Source organism: Streptomyces sp. NPDC046985 (genome assembly GCF_040644415.1).
Taxonomy (GTDB): domain Bacteria; phylum Actinomycetota; class Actinomycetes; order Streptomycetales; family Streptomycetaceae; genus Streptomyces.
This window is the reverse complement of record NZ_JBEYWK010000015.1, coordinates 198313-216054: the sequence shown is the minus strand read 5'-3', so window position 1 is coordinate 216054 and position 17742 is coordinate 198313. Positions and strand designations below refer to the sequence as shown.

The window sequence follows — 17742 nt, the reverse complement described above, 5'->3', positions numbered from 1 at the left end:
CCGTCCGCAGCTTCGACCCCTGCCTCCCCTGCGGCGTCCACATGTACCTCGGCAACGGCAGAACCCTCACCACCACCCACACCCCCACCTACGGAGCGGGCATTGTCTGACGTGGAGCAGGACCGTCCGGCCGTGCGGCTCGGTGACCCGGACGTCGAGGAACGGCTCGCCCGCATCGACGCGTTGCTGGCCGGGCTGGAGTCCGCGCCCGGCCCGGCGGCGCCCGCGCTGGAGGCCGTGACGCTGCTGACCGAGGTCTACGGCGAGGCCTTGGCCCGGGTGCTGGAGCAGGCCGACGCGGAACTGGCCGGGCGGCTGGCCGAGGACGAACTGCTGGGTCACCTGATGGTGCTGCACGCGATCCATCCGGAGTCCGCCGAACGCCGGGCCGAGCGCGCGGTCGAGCGCCTGCGGCCCGCCGTGCGCGAGCAGGGCGGCGACGTGGAGTGGGCCGGGGTAGCCGACGCGGTGGCCCGGGTCCGGCTGAGCGCGGGCGGCGGATGCGGCTCGGGGTGCGGCGGAGGCAAGCCCGACTTCGGCGAGGCGGTGCGGGCGGCCGTGCTCGCCGCGGCGCCGGAGCTGAGGGACGTGGAGCCGGTCGAGGACCCCGCCGGTCAGCGCTCGGCGCCTGCCTTCGTGCCGCTGGACTCGCTGACGCGGCGGCCCGGGAACGCCTCTGGCGCACAGGGGGCGGGGTGAGCGCGGACGGGGCGCTGGCCCGCCTGATCCGGTCCTCCTCCGAGCGCGCCGCCGCGGCCGCCACCGAGGTGTGCGAGCTGTGCGCCGCCCCGGTGCCCGACGAGCACCCCCACCTCTACGACACCGCCGAGGCGCAGGTGCGCTGCGTCTGCCGCCCCTGCTCGGTGCTCTTCCCCGGGAACCGCGCGGGCGGCGGAACCCTCCGGCTGGTCCCGAGTCGCCGGAAGCGGCTGCGCGCAGTGGACACCGCGGCCCTCGGAGTGCCGGTCGGACTGGTCTTCTTCGTGCCGCACGCGGACGGCACGGTCACCGCGCAGGGCCCGAGCCCGGCCGGGGCGATGCGGTGGGGGGTGGACGCGGCGGCCTGGCGGCGGACGACCGAGGCGTGCCCGGAACTCGCCGCCATGGAACCGGACGTGGAGGCGCTGCTGGTGAACTCCGCCCGCGGCATGGACCACCACTGGATCGTGCCCGTCGACGACTGCTTCCGCATGGTCGCGGTCGTGCGCCGCGAGTGGCGCGGGCTGTCCGGCGGCGGCCGGGTCTGGCCGGCCGTGCAGGAGTTCTTCGACGGGCTGACGGAACGCGGCTGAGCGGAAGGCGAGCTGAGCGTGCACGAGTTGTCCATCGCGACCGCGATCATCGAACGGACCGAGGAGATGGCCGAGGCCGGCGGGACGGACGCCGTCTCGGCGGTGACCGTCCGGGTGGGCGAGCTGTCCGGGGTCGTGCCCGACGCCCTGGACTTCGCCTTCGAAGTGGCCCGGCAGGGCACTGCCCTGGCCGGGGCGCGGCTCGTCGTCGAGCTGGTGTCCGCACAGGCGTACTGCACGCCCTGCGCGGCGGAGTTCGCGGTGGGGACGCCCCCGTTCTTCTGGTGTCCGCGCTGCGACCGCCCCTCCCAGGAGCTGCGCAGCGGCCGGGAGTTGGAGATCACCGGCATCGAGACGGGGCCGGTGCCGTCGGCCTGACGCCGTGTGGTGCGCAGCACGTCTGACGCCGTAGTGGTGCGGGAGCACGCCTGATGCGGTGGCGGTGCGGGAGTCCCGCCTGGCGCGGCGGTGGTGCGAGAGTCCCGTCTGACTCCGCAGGGGCGCGGGAGCCCCGTCCGACGGGCTTCCGGCACGCGGGGGCCCCGCGGCGCCGGACGCCGCGGGGCTCCTCCACGCGTCAGCAGATGCGGGGCAGTTGCTCGCCGAGCGGCATGTCGACGACCCGGGCGCCGCCGAGGGCGGTGGAGACCACCACCATGCCGGGATGCTCGTCCACGCACTCGCCGATCAGCGCGGCGCCGGCGCCCTGCGGGTGGGCGCGCATGGCCGCGAGGACCGCTTCGGCCTCGGTGGGCGGCACGAAGGCCACCAGCCGGCCCTCGTTGGCGACGTACAGCGGGTCCAGGCCGAGGAAGCCGCAGGCGTTGACGACGGCCTCCGGGACGGGAATCGCCCGCTCCCGCAGCCGCACTCCGGCGCCCGAGGCGCGGGCGATCTCGTTCAGGGACGCGGCGAGGCCGCCCCGGGTGGGGTCGCGCAGCACGTGGACGTCGGGCGTCACGGCCAGCATGTGCGCCACCAGGTCCGCCAGCGGCGCGGTGTCGCTGGCGGTCTCGACGCCGAACTCCAGCCCCTCGCGCACGCTCATGATCGCCACGCCGTGCAGGCCGATCGGGCCGCTGACGATGACGGCGTCGCCGGGGCGGGCCCGCTGCGGCCGGATGTCCACGCCGTCGGGCACCAGGCCGATCCCGGCGGTGGTGACGTACACCCCGTCGCCGTGTCCGGCCTCGACCACCTTGGTGTCGCCGGTGGCCACGGTGACGCCGGCCGCCTGGGCCGCGGCGCCCATGGCCCGCGCGATCCGGTCGACGACGGCCAGTTCCACGCCCTCCTCCAGGACGAAGGCCGCGGAGAGGTAGGCGGGCCGGGCGCCGCTCATCGCCAGGTCGTTGACGGTGCCGTTGACCGCCAGGTCGCCGAGGCAGCCGCCGGGGAAGAACAGCGGCCGCACCACGTAGGAGTCGGTGGAGAACGCGAGCCGGGCGCCGCCCATCCGGAGCACGGCGGAGTCGCCCATGGCGTCGAGCACGGGGTTGCCGTAGGCCGGGGCGAACACGCCGTGGATCAGCTCGGCGGACAGGGCCCCGCCTCCGCCGTGGCCCATCACCACGACCGGCTGGTCGTGCAGGGGGGCGGGGCAGGTCCAGTTCGCGGGGTCGACGGGCGCCTCGGCCGCGGGGGGAGTCAGCTCAGGCAACGGGGTTCCTCTCCTCCGGCGCCGTCCGCGCCTCCTCACCCTCCCGCGGGATGCGGGAGCCGCGCGCCGCCGGGGCGGCCTGCGGGGGCGCGCCGTTCATGCGGCGGTACAGGTAGTAGGCCGCGCAGGCGCCTTCGTTGGAGACCATGGTGGCTCCGAGCGGGGTGCGCGGAGTGCAGGCGTCGCCGAACGCGGCGCACTCGGTGGGCTTGATCAGGCCCTGGAGGACCTCGCCGGCCCGGCACTCGGCGGGTTCCTCGGTGCGGATGCCGGTGACGTCGAAGCGGTGCTCGGCGTCGTAGTCGCGGTAGGCGGGTGAGAGCCGCCAGCCGCTGAGCGGGATGAGCCCGATGCCGCGCCAGGAGCGGTCGGTGACCTCGAAGACGTCCTCCAGCATGCGCAGCGCGGCCGGGTTGCCCTCCTCGCGCACCGCGCGCGGGTAGGCGTTCTCCACCCGGTGCTCGCCGCGCTCCAGTTGGTGCACGGCGCGGCGGATGCCCTCCAGGATGTCCAGCGGCTCGAAGCCGGTGACCACGATGGGCACCCGGTGCCGCTCGGCCAGCTCCGGGTATTCGGCGGTGCCCATGACGCTGCACACGTGGCCGGCGGCCAGGAACGCCTGCACCCGGCAGGCGGGCGCGGTCATGATCGCCTCGACGGCCTGGGGGACCCGCACGTGGGAGACCAGCAGGCTGAAGTTGTCCAATCCCAGACGGCGGGCCTGGTGCACGGCCATGGCGTTGGCCGGCGCGGTCGTCTCGAAGCCGATGGCGAAGAACACCACCTGCCGGTCGGGGTGCCGCTGGGCCAGTCGGAGGGCGTCGAGCGGGGAGTACACCACCCGCACGTCGCCGCCCTCGCCCTTGACCCGGAACAGGTCGCGGTCGGTGCCCGGCACCCGCAGCATGTCCCCGAACGAGCAGAAGACGACGCCGGGCCGTGCGGCGATCTCCAGCGCCTTGTCGATCACCTCCAGCGGGGTGACGCACACCGGGCAGCCCGGTCCGTGGATCAACTCGACCTCTTCCGGCAGAAGTTGGTCGATGCCATGCCGGATGATCGAGTGCGTCTGGCCGCCGCAGACCTCCATCAGGGCCCACGGCCGGGTGACCGTCGCGCGGATCTCGTCCAGCAGCTTCCGGGCGAGCTGGGGGTCGTTGAACTCGTCGATGTACTTCACCGGTGCTCGCCCCCGCTCTCCTCGGAGGTCACGACCGCCGGGGCGGGCGCGGGCGCGGGTGCCGGGGCGGAACCGGGCTCAGGGGCGGGCGTGGACGCCGGGGCGGGCGCGGACGCCGCGACAGGGGCGGGCGCCGGGGCGTCTCCCGTTCCGGCCTGGTCGGCCGCCTGCCGCCAGGGATCGCCGAACTCCTGCTCGAGCAGGCCCAGTTGCTCGAACAGCTCCAGCGACGCGCGGGCCGACTCCTCGTCCAGCCGTTGCAGGGCGAAGCCGACGTGGACGATCACGTACTCCCCCACCCGCACATCGGGCAGGTACTCCAGACACGCCCGTTTCTGCACACCGCCGAAGTCGATCAGGCCGGTGAGCGGGTCGGCGCGGTGGTCGATGGACACGACCTTGCCGGGCACGGCCAAGCACATGGGTCACTCCGTCTCGTCGCTGTCTGAGGTCCGCCGGTGCGCCGCGACGGCGAGCTGCCCGAGGGCCAGCCCGCCGTCGTTCGGGGGCACTTCGCCGTGGCGCAGTACGGCGAAGCCGTCGTCGGCGAGCAGGTCGGCGCACTCCTGCTCCAGCAGGCCGTTGGCGAAGACGCCGCCGCTGAGCGCCACGGCGCCCAGACCGGTGGCCGCGCGGGCGCGGCGGCAGATCTCCGCGACGGCCCGCGCCACGCCCCGGTGGAAGCGCCCGGCGAGGACGGGCGCCGGGACGCCGCGCCGCCGGTCCTCCAGGAGCGCCGCGAGCAGGGGCGCGGGGTCGAACACCAGGGGGCCCGGTCCGGCGCTGAAGCCGAAGGGGTAGGCCGCCGCGTCCGCGTCCCGGACGGTGGCGGCGGCCGCCTCCAGTTCCAGCGCCGCCTGAGCCTCGTAGTGGGCGCGGTGGCACAGGCCCGCAAGCGACGACACGGCGTCGAAGAGGCGGCCCATGCTGGACGTGGGCACGCAGGCCGCGTTGCTCGTCAACTGCTGCTTGAGCAGGGTGAGTTCCTGGGGGGCGCAGGCGTCGACGCTGGGCAGGTCCGGGCCCCACGGCAGTCCCGCCGCCCACAGTCGGGCCAGGGCCTGGCGGCAGGGGTTGACCACGCCCGCGTCGCCGCCGGGCAGCGGGGCGCGGGCGAGGTGGGCGAAGCGCCGGTGACCGCGGAAGTCGGCGATCAGGACCTCGCCGCCCCACACGGTGCCGTCGTCGCCGTATCCGGTTCCGTCGAAGGCGACGCCGATCACCGGCGCGGACCCATCCAGTCCATGCTCGGCCATCGCGGAGGCGACGTGGGCGTGATGGTGCTGGACGGTCACGGGCCGGGGCACGGGCAGTCCGGCAGCCCGGTCGCGGGCACGGCGTACGGAGTGGTAGCCGGGGTGGCGGTCGGCGGCGACGAGTTCGGGGGTGACTCCGGTCAGGGTCAGCAGGTGGCGTTCGGCCCGCCGGTGGGCCTCCAGGGCGGCCACGTCGCCCATGTCGCCGATGTGCGGGCCGAACCAGGCGTGCTCGCCGTCGCCCACGCAGGGCGCGTTCTTCAGGTCGCCGCCGACCGCGAGGGCGGGGCGCAGCGCGAACGCCAGCCGCACCGGGCGGGGAACGTAGCCCCGGGAGCGGCGCAGCACCTGCTCGGTGCCGTCGGGGCGCACCCGCAGCACGGAGTCGTCGCACGGGGAGGCGATGGGGCGGTCGTGGGCGAGCCAGGCGTCGGCGAGTCCGGCCAGCCGGGTCAGCGCCTCGGCGTCGTCCGTGACGATGGGCTCGCCGGAGCGGTTGCCGCTGGTCATCACCAGGACGCGGGGTCCCGGCGGGTCGCCGGGCAGGCCGAACAGCAGGGTGTGCAGGGGCGTGTAGGGCAGCATCACGCCGATGTGCGGGCTGCCCGGACAGACCTCGTCGGCCGGGCGGGGCCGCTCGGCCGGCGTGCGCCGGCGCAGCAGGACGACGGGCCGCCGGGGGCTGGTGAGCGCGGCGCGTTCGGCTTCGCCGAGGACGGCGACGCGCTCCGCGGCGGCCAGGTCCGCGCACATCACCGCGAACGCCTTGCCGCCGCGTTCCTTGCGGGAGCGCAGGGCGGCGACGGCGCCCGGGTCGGCGGCGTCGCAGGCCAGGTGGTAGCCGCCGAGGCCCTTGACGGCGACGATCCGGCCCGTGGCGAGCAGCGAGCGGGCCGCGGCCAGCGCCTCGGCGTCCCGGGACGGGCGCAGGCCGCTGCCGGCGGCGGGCAGCAGCCGCAGCCGCGGACCGCAGTCGGGGCAGGCGACCGGCTGGGCGTGGAAGCGGCGGTCGGCGGGGGCGGCGTACTCGCGGGCGCAGGCCGGGCAGAGGGGGAAGCCGGCCATGGTGGTGGCCGGCCGGTCGTAGGGCATCGCGGTGGCGACGGTGAAGCGGGGGCCGCAGTGGGTGCAGGTGATGAAGGGGTGCCGGTGGCGGCGGTCGGCCGGGTCGGCCAGTTCGCGCAGGCAGTCGGCGCAGGTCGCCGTGTCGGGCGGGAGCTGGGTGCGTCCGGCGCAGTGCTCGGTGGGGCGGATGGCGAACGGGGCGGTGGCGCCGGTGGCGGGCACGTCCTCCTGCCCGATGCCGGTCACGGCGGCCAGCGGCGGCGGCCCCGCGGCGAGCCGGTCGCAGAAGCGGGCCACGCCGTCCGGCGGCCCCTCGACCTCGATCAGCACGCCGTCCGCGGTGTTGCTCACGAAGCCGGCCAGCGCGAGATCCGCGGCGAGGCGGTGCACGTAGGGCCGGAAGCCCACGCCCTGCACCGTGCCGCGCACGGTCAGCCGTCGGCGTACCGGACCGGTGGCGGGAGCGGTCACGAGAGCGGGGTGGTCGCCAGGTGGGAGTGCGTGCGGGGGGCGGGTTCGGCGGCGGCGCCGTGCGCGGAGGCGTGACCGCGGCCGCCGTCGCGCTGGGGGCCTCGGTCGTGCGTGTCCTCGCCGCCGTGGTCGTGGTCGTGCTTTTGGCCGTGCACGTGTTCGTCGCCGTGGCCGTGCTCGTCGTCGCCTTGGTCGTGGCTGTGGCCGTGCGCGTGCTCGCGGCCGTGCTCGCCATCGCCGCCGTGGTTGTGGCCGTGCGGGCCGGGGGCGAGAGGCGGACGGTGCCTCGGGGTTCCGGCGCGGGCGGCGAGCACGCGGTCGAGGAGGGCGTCGATGCCGTCGCCGGTGCGGGCGCAGGAGCGCAGGATCTCCACTCCCGGGTTGACACGGTGCACGTTCGCCTGGAACGCGTCCTCGTCGAAGCCGGCCGGCTCGGCCAGGTCCGTCTTGGCGACGACGACCAGGTGCGCGGAGCCGAACGCGGTGGGGTACTTCAGCGGCTTGTCCTCGCCCTCGGTGACGGCCATCAGCACGACGCGCAGGCTCTCGCCGAGGTCGTAGGAGGCCGGGCAGACGAGGTTGCCGACGTTCTCCACGAACAGCACCTGCGTCCGGTCGGGCAGCCAGCCCTCCAGCCGGGTGCGCACCTGGCGCGCCTCCAGATGGCACAGCCCGTCGGTGAGCACCTGCTGCACGGGCGCGCCGGAACGCGCCAGCCTGCGGGCGTCGTTCTCGGTCGCCAGGTCCGCGGTCAGCGCGGCCACGGGGACGTCCCGTTCCACGGCGCGGGCCAGCACGCGGCCGAGGAGTTCGGTCTTGCCGCTGCCGGGGCTGGACAGCAGGTTCACCAGGTACACGCCCTGGCGGGACAGTTCGCTGCGCAGGCCCTCGGCCAAGTCGTCGTTCTTGGCGAGGACGGCCTGCTGGACGTCGACGGACCGGCACATGGCACTTCTCCTCGGTAGAGGTCGGTTCTTCACCGATCCTCGGCCGCGTCGGCCGCCGGAGTCGGCAGCGCAGCCGCGAGCGGGGGTGCGGATTCGTCCGGGCGGCCCAAGGACGGCGTGGCCGCGGGGTCGGCGAGCAGGACCGGGACCATGGCGTGCAGCGCGTCCACGGCCCGGTCGACGGCCTCGCGGACCGGGGCGCTGAGGCCGGGCATGATGTCCTCGTCGCCGCGCGGCACGGTCTCGGGCTCGCAGGCGAGCACCAGTACGCGCGGCAGCGGGCCGTCGCCGAGGTGGGCGGCCAGGGCCAGGACCCGGGCGGGGTCCATGCCGTGGGCCTCCGGCGGGGCGGTGTGCGCCTCAGCGCCGGGGCGTTCGGCCTCGATCAGCGAGAGCGTGCCGGGCCGGTGGCCGCGCGGGGCCGCGTCGACGAGGACGGCGGTGTCGCATCCGTCCAGCAGCGCGTAGGCGAGGTCCATGCCGCGGATGCCGTAGTCCCGTGCCGGCACGCCGGCGGGCAGCGGCCGGGCCGCCAGGGCGCGCAGGACCTCCGGGCCGAAGGCGTCGTCCGCGAGGAAGATGTTGCCGACGCCGGCGACCAGCAGCCGGGTGGAGTGCTCGGGCGGGATGGTCATCGGATTCCTCCGTGGTCGGGACGAGGGCGGTGGCCGGGGTGGGGCACCGGTCACACGCGGGGGTGTCCATGACGCGGCATGCTGTCCGTTGCGCGGGGCGCCGGAAAGGACCGCTCCGGCGTTTCGCCCGGCCCGTGCGGGTCGCTTCGGCCATACGGAGCGCGAGAAGGGTGTCAGTGACCGGACCGACGGTGTGTCACATAGCCATTTTATGCTGATATCATGTACCAAACTTTGCATGATCTGGCGACAGAACATCCACAGGACCGCCGTCTGTCATGACGGGACATCAGGACGTCCCGCATGCCTTCCTCGCCGTCGCGGCCTGCGCGCGGCGCTGCTGGTCGCGGCGACCTCCGCGACGCTGACCGCCGGCCCCGCGGCGGTCGCGCACGCCTCCGGCGCACTGAGCCCGAACTGGGACGCCATCGCCGCGTGCGAGTCCAGCGGCGACTGGCGGGCGAACACCGGCAACGGGTACTACGGCGGGCTCCAGTTCCGCCAGTCGAGCTGGGTCGCGGCCGGCGGCCGGAGGTACGCGCCCCGGGCGGACCTCGCCTCGCGCGCGGAGCAGATCGCCGTCGCCCGGCGGCTGGCCGTCCTCCAGGGGATGTCGGCCTGGGGCTGCTCCTGATCCCGACCGAGAGCGCCCGACGACCCTGACCCGACGACCCTGATCAGACGACCCTGACCAGACGACCCCGCCCCGGCGGCCTGAACCTGCCGCCGGGGCGGGGTCGCCGGCCAGCGGGCGTCAGCCGCAGGCCGCGGCGCCCGGCTCACCGGCTCGCGCGGCCGCCCCGAGGAAGCACTCCCCGCGGCTCGTTCAGCACAGGACGGCGAGTGCGCCGGGGAGCACCCGGGCGGTGACGGGCAGGACCGCGTCGACCTCGCCGTCGGCGCCGTAGGGCACCGGCCGGTCGGCCTCGATCCCTATCTCCCGGCCGTGCAGAATCCGCACCTCGGGCCGGGAGACGTGGGCGCCCGACTTGAGTTCGTTCATCAGGGTGAAGAAGAGCCGGCGCGGCGCCTCGCGGATCAGCACCACGTCGAGCCGGCCGTCGTCCACGCGGGCGCCGGGGGCGATCATCCGCCCGGAGCCGTAGTACGCCGAGTTCGCCGCGACCACGGTGTAGCCGCGGTGCGTGTGCTCCTCGCCGTCCACGGTGACGCGGAAGGTCGCCGTCCGCCAGGTGGCGACGGCCCGCAGCCCGCCTGCGTAGTACGAGGCGGCGCCGCGCAGCAGCCGGGCCTGGTTCGCGTGCCGGTTGGCGAGCGCGTCGACGCCCGCGTACACACTGCCCAGGACGACCGTGCGGGGGCGGCCCGCGGACTCCACCTCGATGGCGTCCACCTGGCGCGGGGGCCGGTGCAGCAGCACGCGGGCCAGCGCCTCCGGCTCGGCGGGGAGTGCGAGCGCGCGGGCGAAGTCGTTGCCCCGGCCGGCCGGGACGAGGCCGAAGAGGGTGCCGGTGCCGCTGAGCGCCCCGCCGATGCCGCCGGCGATGCCGTCGCCGCCCACCGCCAGCACCGCCCGGCCGCGTTCGCCGGCCTGCCGGGCGAGGTCCTGGGCGTGGGCGAGGCTGCGGCTGTACTCCGTCTCCAGTTCGGCGCCCTCCTCCCGCAGCAGCCGGGCCACCCGCAGCAGCGCCGCGGCGCCGGTGGATCCGCCCGCCGTGGGATTGACGATGGCGGTGAACTGTCGCATCGGTGGACCTCCGGGAGCGGACGACGGGAACGGGAAGAGACAAGGCGCCCGGCGGCGAAGGGCGGGGTTAGACGGTATGTCAGTCGAGCGGCAGCAGGACGCCGGGGTTGAGCAGGCCCGAGGGGTCCAGGCGCCGCTTGACCGAGCGCAGGGCCTCGACGCCGAGTTCTCCGGCCTCCCTCACGTACCAGTCGCGGTGGTCGGCGCCCACGCCGTGGTGGTGGCTGATGGTGCCGCCCGCGGCGAGGATCGCGTCGCTGGCGGCGCGCTTGGCGGGCGCCCAGTGCGCCACCGGGTCCTCGCCCTGGGCGGAGACCACGGTGAAGTACAGCGAGGCGCCGTTCTCGTAGACGTGGGAGATGTGGCACATCACCAGCGGCGGGGTGCCGGACTCCGTGAGCGCGGCGGTGAGCGCGCCGCGGACGGCGGCGTACAGCTCGGGGACGCGGGACCAGAAGGCGGCGGTCTCCAGGGTCTCGGCGAACGCGCCCGCGTCCAGCAGCGCGTCGCGCAGGTACGGCGCCGCGTAGCGGCCGTGCGCCCAGCGCTCGCCCGGCGCCTCGCCCAGCGGGGCGCCGCCGCTCGCGCGCAGCACCTCCGCGGCCCGCTCCCTGCGGTACGCGACGTCCTCCGCGGCGCCCTCGTAGCCCGCCACGGCCTGGCAGCCGGCGGGTTCGAGCGCGCCGGAGGCGCCGAGGGCGCCGGGGTCGGCGAGGCCGATCAGCGTCTCGGTCTCGTCCGACAGGCGCAGCACGGTCGGCCGCGGCCCGTCCTGGGCGAGCCGGCGCAGGGCGGCGGCGCCCTCCTCGAACGAGGCGAAGCGCCAGCCCTCGTACACGCGGGTCTGCGGCAGCGGGCGCAGGCGCACGGTCACGGAGGTGATCACGCCGAAGGCGCCCTCGGAGCCGAGCACGAGCTGCCGCAGGTCAGGGCCGGCCGCCGAGCGCGGCGCGCGGCCGGTCTCCAGGGCGCCCTCGGGAGTGGCGAGGGTCAGGCCCAGCACCATCTCGTCGAAGCGGCCGTACCCGGCGGACGCCTGTCCGCTGGACCGGGCGGCGGCGAACCCGCCGATGGTGGCCCACTCGAAGGACTGGGGGAAGTGGCCGAGGGTGAAGCCGTGTTCGGCGAGCAGCGCCTCGGCGTGCGGGGCGCGCAGGCCGGGTTGCAGGGTCGCGGTGCGGGAGACCGGGTCGAGGGCGAGCAGGGCGTCCATGCGGCGCACGTCGAGGGCGACGAACGGGCGCCGACGGTCCGCGGGCTGCCGCGGGGCGAGGCCGCCGACCACGGAGGTGCCGCCGCCGAACGGGACGAGCGCGAGGCCGTGCGCGGCGCAGGCGCGCAGTACGGCCAGCACCTCGTCGTGGGTCGCGGGGAGCACCACGGCCGCCGGGACGTCGCTGACGTCGCCGCCGCGGATCCGCAGCAGGTCGGGGGTGGACTTGCCGCGGGTGCGGCGGATCCGTGACTCGGCGTCGGTGCGCACGTGCGCCTCGTCGCCGACGGCCGCCGCCAGGGCGGCGCGGGCGGCGCCGGTCAGCGGTGACGCCGGGACGCGGATGTCCTCCAGTGCGACCGGGCCGGCGCCGCGGGGCCTGACGCCGAGCAGGTCGCGCAGCAGTCCGGTCACCGTGTCGGGCAGCGGTGCGGCCTTGGCCGGGTCGCCCCAGCCGCTCCACAGCATGTCCATGGGGTTGTTCCTCACCGGTCGGGTCCGCAGGGCGTTACACTGTGACACATGACGCCTATTCGTCACAACAGCGCGGAGAGGGCCGACGGCCCGGACGACACGGGGGGTTCCGGCGGCGCGAACGGCCGGGACGGCGCGCGCGACGCCGCCGGCGGCGGCCGGGAGGGCTCGCCCGGCACGGGCGGCCGGGAGGAGTCGCTCGGAGCGGGCGGCCGAGACGGTTCGCCTGGCGCAGGCAGCCGGGAGGGCTCCCCCGGCGCGGGCAGCCGGGACGGGTCGCCCGGCACAGGCGGCCGAGACAGTTCGCCCGGGGCGGGCGGCCGGGAGGGTTCGCCCGGCGCGGGCAGCCGGGAGGGTTCGCCCGGCGCGGGCGGCCGGGAGGGGTCGCCCGGCGCGGGCGGCCGGGAGGGTTCGCCCGGCGCAGGCAGCCGGGAGGGCTCGCCCGGCGCGGGCGGCCGAGACGGTTCGCCCGGGGCGGGCGGCCGGGAGGGGTCGCCTGGCGCGGGCGGCCCGGTCGGCGATCCCGTGCTCGACGCGGTGCGCGACTGCGTGCTGGCCGTGGGCGTGCGCCGTACGACGCTGACGGACGTGGCCCGGCGCGCGGGCGTCTCCCGGATGACGCTGTACCGGCGCTGGCCCGACGTCCGGTCCCTGGTGGGCGACTTGATGACGCGGGAGTGGGTCGACGTGGCCACACGGGCGATGCCCGAGCGGCGGCCCGGGACCGACGCCCGCGCCCTGATCGTCGACGGTCTGGTGGCCGGGGTGGCCGCGTTCCGCGCGCACCCGCTGTTCCGCAAGATCGTCGACGTGGACCCCGAGCTGCTGCTCCCCTATGTGCTGGACCGGTGCGGCGCCAGCCAGGACGCCCTGCTGGCCCTGCTCGCCGACGCCCTGCGCGAGGGCCACGCCGACGGCTCGGTGCGCCCCGGGCGCCCCGAACGGCAGGCCCGCTCGCTGCTGCTGGTCGTGCAGTCCTTCACGCTGTCGCTGCGCACCATGACCGACGAGGACGATCCCGGCCTCACCGCAGAGGCGTTCCTCGCGGAGCTGCGGACCCTTCTGGAGAGGACCTTGACGCCATGAGCCCCGCCTCCCGTCGACCCGCCCCGCACGCCCCCGCGCACAGCTCCTCGCTGACCGCGGCCCGCCGCGCCCGCGAACTGTCCCGGACCGTCGGCGGCCCCGCCGTGGACGTCCTGGTCGTCGGGCTGGGCGCGACCGGCGCGGGCGCCGCGCTGGACGCCGCGGCCCGCGGACTGGACGTGGCCGCGATCGACGCGCACGACCTCGCGTTCGGCACCTCCCGCTGGAGCTCCAAACTCGTGCACGGCGGACTGCGCTACCTGGCCTCGGGCCAGTTCGACGTCGCCCACGAGAGCGCGGTCGAACGCGGGGTGCTGATGGAGCGGACAGCGCCCCATCTGGTGGGCGCCCAGCCGTTCGTGCTGCCGCTGACCCCGCTGGTCTCCCGCGGTCAGGCCGCCCTCGCCTGGGCGGGCTTCCGCGCGGGCGACGGTCTGCGGCTCGCGGCGCGCACCGCCCGCGCCACCCTGCCCGCGCCGCGCCGGCTGTCCGCCGTGGAGACCCGTCACCTCGCGCCGGCCCTGCGCGGGGCCGGGCTGCGCGGCGGACTGCTGTCCTGGGACGGGCGGCTCGCCGACGACGCGCGGCTGGTCACCGCCGTCGCGCGTACGGCGGCGGCGCGCGGCGCGCGGATCCTGACCCGGGTACGGGCGCTGGAACTCACCTCCACCGGTGCCCGTGTGCGCGACGAACTCACCGGTGAAGAGGGCGAGATACGCGCCCGAGCCGTGATCAACGCCTCGGGAGTGTGGGCGGCCGGCCTGGTGGAGGGCATCCGCATCCGTCCCTCGCGCGGCACCCACCTGGTGCTGCGCTCCGCCCGCCTCGGCGCGCTGCCCGCCGGACTGCACATCCCCGTCCCCGGGGAGACCAACCGCTTCGTCCTGGTCATCCCGCAGGGCGACGGCCGGGTCTACGTGGGACTCACCGACGAGCCCGTCGACGGCGACGTGCCCGACGTCCCCGAGGCGCCCGAGAGCGACATCGGCTTCCTACTCGACGTCCTCGGCTCGGCGCTGGACGCGGAGATCCACCGGGACGACGTGGCGGCCGCCTTCGCGGGACTGCGCCCCCTGCTCGACACCGGGCCCGGCGAGGGGCCCGGCGCCCAGCCCCGCACCGCCGACGTCTCCCGCCGGCACGCGGTGCTCACCTCGCCGGACGGCGTGATCACCGTGATCGGCGGCAAACTCACCACCTACCGGCGGATGGCCGAGGACGCCGTCGACGCGGCCGTCGCCGCCCGCGGTCTGCGGGCGGGCCCCTCCCCCACCGCCTCGCTCCCGCTCGTCGGCGCCGCCTCGCCCCGGGTCCTCGCCGGTCTGCGGGCGCCGCACCGCCTGATCCGCCGCTACGGTGCCGAGGCGCCCGCGGTGCACGCCCTGGGCGACGGCGACCCGGCGCTGCGCGCCCCCGTGGTCGACGGCCATCCCGTCACCCGGGCCGAACTGATCTGGGCCGTACGGCACGAGGGCGCCCTCGACGCGGCCGACCTGCTCGACCGCCGCACCCGCATCGGCCTTATCCCGGCCGACCGCACCGCAGCGCTGCCCGCCGCACGGGAGGCGCTGGAAGAGGCGGGGGCTGCGGTGGACTCGGGGGAGGCATCGGGAGCAGCGGGAGCGTCAGGAGCGGCGGGGAGCCGCTGACCAGCGGAGGCCCGCTGACCGGCCGGGCGCCGTTGGGGCGGGCGGTGGCGGGGCGGCCGGGCGCCGCTGGGGCGGGCGGGGGCGGGGCGGCCGGGCACCGCTGGGGCGGGCGGGGGCAGGGCGGCCGGGCACGCGCTGACCGGGGGCCGGGACTGTCGCGGCGGGACGGCGGGGACGCGCTGACCGAGGGCCGGGGCCGTCGTGGCGGGACGGTGGTCGTGGCGCCGCTCGAACCGCAGCAGCGAGCCGGTGGCCGTGACGCCCGACCGGGGCCGTGACCGCGAGCAGGGCGCCCCACCGGGACCGTGACAGCGAGCAGGTCGTAACGCCTCACTGGAACTGTGACCGTCAGCAAGTCGTACCGCACCATGGGGACTGCGGCAGCCAACAGCTTGTGGCCTCCGACCGGGGCCGTCGCCGCCAGCAGCTCATGGCGTCCGATCGGTGCCGTCGCGACTAGCCGGTCGCCGCGACGGCGCCGGGACCGTTGCGGCAAGCCGGGACCGTCGTGGCCAGCCGGTCGTGCGGCCCGCGGCCGCCGGTCAGGCCGTGAGGGCTTCTCCCGAGTCGAGTCGGTCCAGGAGCTGTGCCCGGTGCAGGGCGGCGACGGGTGCGAGCAGGTCAGGGTGGCGCAGCAGCGCGGCCGAGGCGCGGTCCCGCTCGTCGGGGGCGACCAGGCGGCGGAACTCGACCGGGGTTCCCGTCGGGTACGGCGCCTCAGCCTGCGCCGTCAGCGCCGCCACCGCCCGTCCGGCCAGTCCGGGGTCGGTGAGCAGGCAGGCAGCCCAGCTCGCCACCACCTCGTCCACCCAGGTGCGCCAGGGGGACACCTCCGGGTCGGCGCCCACGGCGCCGTCGGCGCTCGTGACCCAGTCCAGCCGGGCGGAGCCGCCGGGACCCGACATCCGGACGAGGGCCGCGTCCATGGTCGTGGGATAGCGCAGCCAGGCGGCGGCCGTCACCGCCTGGCGGGCCTGCATCTCGCACAGCACGGATCCCAGCGCTCCGCCGGAGGCGGGATACGCGCTGGTGAGCCACTGGGCGGTCGCCGCGATGAGCGGGGAGAGTTCTTCGAGCACTGCCGGACCATTCGAGCTGTCGCGGGCATCGGGACTGCCGAAAACCGTAGCCCGAACCCCGTAGGCGGCCCTGTGGCCCGTGCCTCCTTCGAGGCGTGGCCTTGGCCACAGCCGCCGGACCCTCGTGCGGTGGCCGCCGAGGACTTGCCTCGGCCGCGCCGACCCTGACCGGGCGGGCTGACGGCGGCGGGCAGGGACCGTGCTGTCATGGCGCCGGTGGACGACGGGACCGGACCTTCGTGGCGCCGGTGGACGACGGGACCGGGCCTTCGTGGCGCCGGTGGACGACGGGACCGCCGGGCCGGTGCGGGACCGAGGCGTCGGGGGCGGACGAAGTCCGACCGGCGCGACACGACGCACCGGCCGCCCGTCAGGGCCGCTGCGCTGCCCGCCCGCCGGACCGCGGAGCGCGCCCGCGGTCCGCGTCTCGCCCCCTACCCTGGGCCCGTGCACCTCTGTTTCGTATGTAGCGGGAACATCTGCCGGTCGCCGTCCGCGGCGCTGGTCTTCGCCGAGCGGCTGCGCGAGGAAGGGCTGGACGACGCTGTGCGTGTCACGAGCGCTGGCATCGGGCCGTGGCACGCCGGGGAGGGCATCGACGAGCGGGCCGGGGCCGCGCTGGCCGGGCGCGGCTACCCGGTCGAGCACGTCGCCGCCCAGGTCGGAGAAGAGCACCTTGACGCGGACCTGTTCCTGGCCATGGACCGGAGCCACGAGAAGGCGCTGCGGCGGCTCGTCGGCGACCCCTCTCGGGTGCGGATGCTGCGCTCCTTCGACCCGGACGCGACCGGCGATCTCGACGTGCCCGACCCCTACTACGGCGGTCCCGACGGCTTCGAAGAGGTCCTGGACATGATCGAGGCCGCGACGCCGGGGCTGCTGGCCTGGGTCCGCGAGCGCCTGCCGTCGTGACCCGCGACCCGGCGCCCCACCCGGGCGCGGACGAGCCGGACCGGTGGGGCGCACCGGACCGGCGGGACGCACCGGACCGGCGGGACGAGGGGGCTCAGCAGGACGCGGCGCCCGCGCGGGACGATCACCCGCCTGCGGACGGCCCCGGCTCGGAGGGCCCGGACGGGGCGCCCGCCGGGGACGATCCCGGGGCCGCGGCCGCCCGGCTGACCGGACGGACGGTGACCGCGCTGCGCGCGCTGTCCGCCACGCAGGCGGAGGCGACGCTGGACGACGGGCGGGTGGTGATGGCCAAGCGCGGGCACGAGCCGGGCGCGACGCGCGCCGAGGCCGCGGGGCTGCGCTGGCTCGCCGACGCGGGCGCGGTAGCGGCGCCCGCGGTGCACGGCCACGACCGTTACTGGCTGGTGACCGACTGGGTCCCCTCGGGCAGGCCGAGCGCGGAGGCGGCGCTCCGGTTCGGCCGGGACCTCGCGGCGCTGCACGCCTCCGGTGCGCCCGCGTTCGGGGCCGCTCCCCCGGGCGGCCCCGAACAGGCGTACATCGGGCTCGCCCCGATGCGCAACGCGCCCGGCGGCGACTGGCCGCAGTGGTACGCCGAGCACCGGGTGCTGCCGTATCTGCGCCGCGCGGTCGACGACGGCGTGCTGCGCCCGGCCGAGGCCGCCGTGTTCGACGGCGTCCTGGAGCGGCTGCCCGACCTGGCCGGTCCCGCCGAGCCGCCCGCCCGGCTGCACGGCGACCTGTGGAACGGCAACGTGCTGTGGGGCGAGGACGGACGGGTCCGGCTGATCGATCCGGCCGCGCACGGCGGGCACCGCGAGACCGACCTGGCGATGCTGCGCCTGTTCGGCTGCCCGCACCTGGACCGGGTGCTGGACGGCTACCAGGAGGCGGCGCCGCTCGCCGACGGCTGGGCCGACCGCGTAGGGCTGCACCAGCTCTTCCCGCTGCTGGTGCACGCGGTGCTGTTCGGCCGGGGATACGCCGAACAGGCGATCGAGGCGGCGCGCACCGCCCGGTGACCTGCACGCGGTGATCCCGGTGCGGTGATCTCGGCGCGTTGGCCCCCGACGGCGATCCGGACGCGGTGATCTTGGTGCAGCGGCCTCCCG

At 76.4% G+C, this 17742-nt stretch carries 16 protein-coding genes and 1 pseudogene; 8 read left to right on the top strand and 9 right to left on the bottom strand.

Annotated elements, in window-relative coordinates; translation table 11 throughout:
* Nucleotides 1–102 precede the first annotated feature (102 nt).
* The 3 genes from ABZ861_RS20965 to hypA are packed head-to-tail and all read left to right on the top strand — an operon-like array spanning nucleotide 103 to nucleotide 1670.
* Nucleotides 103–699 carry a NifU family protein gene (locus tag ABZ861_RS20965; RefSeq protein WP_361632177.1) on the top strand — a complete coding sequence of 199 codons (597 nt, stop codon included), beginning with the start codon at nucleotides 103–105 and terminating at the stop codon, nucleotides 697–699.
* Nucleotides 696–1292, top strand: a complete 597-nt coding sequence (locus tag ABZ861_RS20960; protein WP_361632175.1) for a DUF5947 family protein — start codon at nucleotides 696–698, stop codon at nucleotides 1290–1292. The genes ABZ861_RS20965 and ABZ861_RS20960 overlap by 4 nt, the downstream gene beginning before the upstream one ends.
* A gap of 18 nt (nucleotides 1293–1310) precedes the next feature.
* Nucleotides 1311–1670 carry a hydrogenase maturation nickel metallochaperone HypA gene (gene hypA, locus ABZ861_RS20955; RefSeq protein ID WP_361632173.1) on the top strand — a complete coding sequence of 120 codons (360 nt, stop codon included), beginning with the start codon at nucleotides 1311–1313 and terminating at the stop codon, nucleotides 1668–1670.
* 199 nt (nucleotides 1671–1869) lie between these two features.
* On the opposite strand, the gene hypE is transcribed toward hypA, so the two are convergent.
* The 6 genes and pseudogenes from hypE to ABZ861_RS20925 form a co-directional block, all read right to left on the bottom strand.
* Nucleotides 1870–2952, bottom strand: coding sequence for a hydrogenase expression/formation protein HypE (hypE, locus tag ABZ861_RS20950; protein WP_361632171.1), 1083 nt, complete (start codon nucleotides 2950–2952; stop codon nucleotides 1870–1872).
* Nucleotides 2945–4132 (bottom strand): hydrogenase formation protein HypD, encoded by a 1188-nt coding sequence (hypD, locus tag ABZ861_RS20945; protein WP_361632169.1) that lies wholly within the window; start codon nucleotides 4130–4132, stop codon nucleotides 2945–2947. The genes hypE and hypD overlap by 8 nt, the downstream gene beginning before the upstream one ends.
* 149 nt (nucleotides 4133–4281) lie before the next feature.
* Nucleotides 4282–4554, bottom strand: a pseudogene (locus ABZ861_RS20940) (HypC/HybG/HupF family hydrogenase formation chaperone); the annotation flags it as partial.
* A 3-nt stretch (nucleotides 4555–4557) separates the two neighbouring features.
* Complete coding sequence (gene hypF, locus ABZ861_RS20935; protein WP_361632168.1) at nucleotides 4558–6924, bottom strand: carbamoyltransferase HypF; 2367 nt, start codon at nucleotides 6922–6924, stop codon at nucleotides 4558–4560.
* Nucleotides 6921–7871 carry a hydrogenase nickel incorporation protein HypB gene (gene hypB / locus ABZ861_RS20930; RefSeq protein WP_361632166.1) on the bottom strand — a complete coding sequence of 317 codons (951 nt, stop codon included), beginning with the start codon at nucleotides 7869–7871 and terminating at the stop codon, nucleotides 6921–6923. The genes hypF and hypB overlap by 4 nt, the downstream gene beginning before the upstream one ends.
* 29 nt (nucleotides 7872–7900) lie before the next feature.
* Nucleotides 7901–8506 carry a hydrogenase maturation protease gene (locus ABZ861_RS20925; RefSeq protein ID WP_361632164.1) on the bottom strand — a complete coding sequence of 202 codons (606 nt, stop codon included), beginning with the start codon at nucleotides 8504–8506 and terminating at the stop codon, nucleotides 7901–7903.
* Nucleotides 8507–8744: 238 nt separating this feature from the next.
* Here ABZ861_RS20925 and ABZ861_RS20920 point away from each other — a divergent pair, with 238 nt between their 5' ends.
* Nucleotides 8745–9140, top strand: coding sequence for a transglycosylase family protein (locus ABZ861_RS20920; protein ID WP_361632162.1), 396 nt, complete (start codon nucleotides 8745–8747; stop codon nucleotides 9138–9140).
* A gap of 192 nt (nucleotides 9141–9332) precedes the next feature.
* Here the strand turns inward: ABZ861_RS20920 and ABZ861_RS20915 are convergent, their stop codons facing one another.
* Both ABZ861_RS20915 and ABZ861_RS20910 read right to left on the bottom strand, forming a co-directional pair.
* Entirely contained in the window at nucleotides 9333–10214 is an 882-nt protein-coding gene (locus tag ABZ861_RS20915) for a diacylglycerol kinase family protein (RefSeq protein WP_361632160.1), read from the bottom strand.
* Between the two features lie 79 nt (nucleotides 10215–10293).
* On the bottom strand, nucleotides 10294–11901 hold the full coding sequence (locus tag ABZ861_RS20910; protein WP_361632158.1) for an FAD-binding oxidoreductase: 1608 nt from the start codon (nucleotides 11899–11901) through the stop codon (nucleotides 10294–10296).
* 525 nt (nucleotides 11902–12426) lie between these two features.
* Between ABZ861_RS20910 and ABZ861_RS20905 the strand changes: the two genes are divergently transcribed.
* Together ABZ861_RS20905 and ABZ861_RS20900 are read left to right on the top strand one after the other, a co-directional pair.
* The gene (locus tag ABZ861_RS20905; protein WP_361632215.1) at nucleotides 12427–12987 is read left to right on the top strand and encodes a TetR/AcrR family transcriptional regulator; all 561 of its coding nucleotides are present in this window, start codon (nucleotides 12427–12429) and stop codon (nucleotides 12985–12987) included.
* Nucleotides 12984–14636 carry a glycerol-3-phosphate dehydrogenase/oxidase gene (locus ABZ861_RS20900; RefSeq protein WP_361632156.1) on the top strand — a complete coding sequence of 551 codons (1653 nt, stop codon included), beginning with the start codon at nucleotides 12984–12986 and terminating at the stop codon, nucleotides 14634–14636. The genes ABZ861_RS20905 and ABZ861_RS20900 overlap by 4 nt, the downstream gene beginning before the upstream one ends.
* Nucleotides 14637–15178: 542 nt before the next feature.
* Here the strand turns inward: ABZ861_RS20900 and ABZ861_RS20895 are convergent.
* A complete protein-coding gene (locus ABZ861_RS20895; RefSeq protein ID WP_361632154.1) occupies nucleotides 15179–15715 on the bottom strand; it encodes a hypothetical protein in 537 nt (178 codons plus the stop codon).
* A 447-nt stretch (nucleotides 15716–16162) separates the two neighbouring features.
* Between ABZ861_RS20895 and ABZ861_RS20890 the strand changes: the two genes are divergently transcribed.
* Both ABZ861_RS20890 and ABZ861_RS20885 read left to right on the top strand, forming a co-directional pair.
* Nucleotides 16163–16627 (top strand): low molecular weight protein-tyrosine-phosphatase, encoded by a 465-nt coding sequence (locus tag ABZ861_RS20890; protein ID WP_361632152.1) that lies wholly within the window; start codon nucleotides 16163–16165, stop codon nucleotides 16625–16627.
* A gap of 206 nt (nucleotides 16628–16833) precedes the next feature.
* Complete coding sequence (locus ABZ861_RS20885; protein ID WP_361632213.1) at nucleotides 16834–17652, top strand: fructosamine kinase family protein; 819 nt, start codon at nucleotides 16834–16836, stop codon at nucleotides 17650–17652.
* Nucleotides 17653–17742 lie beyond the last annotated feature (90 nt).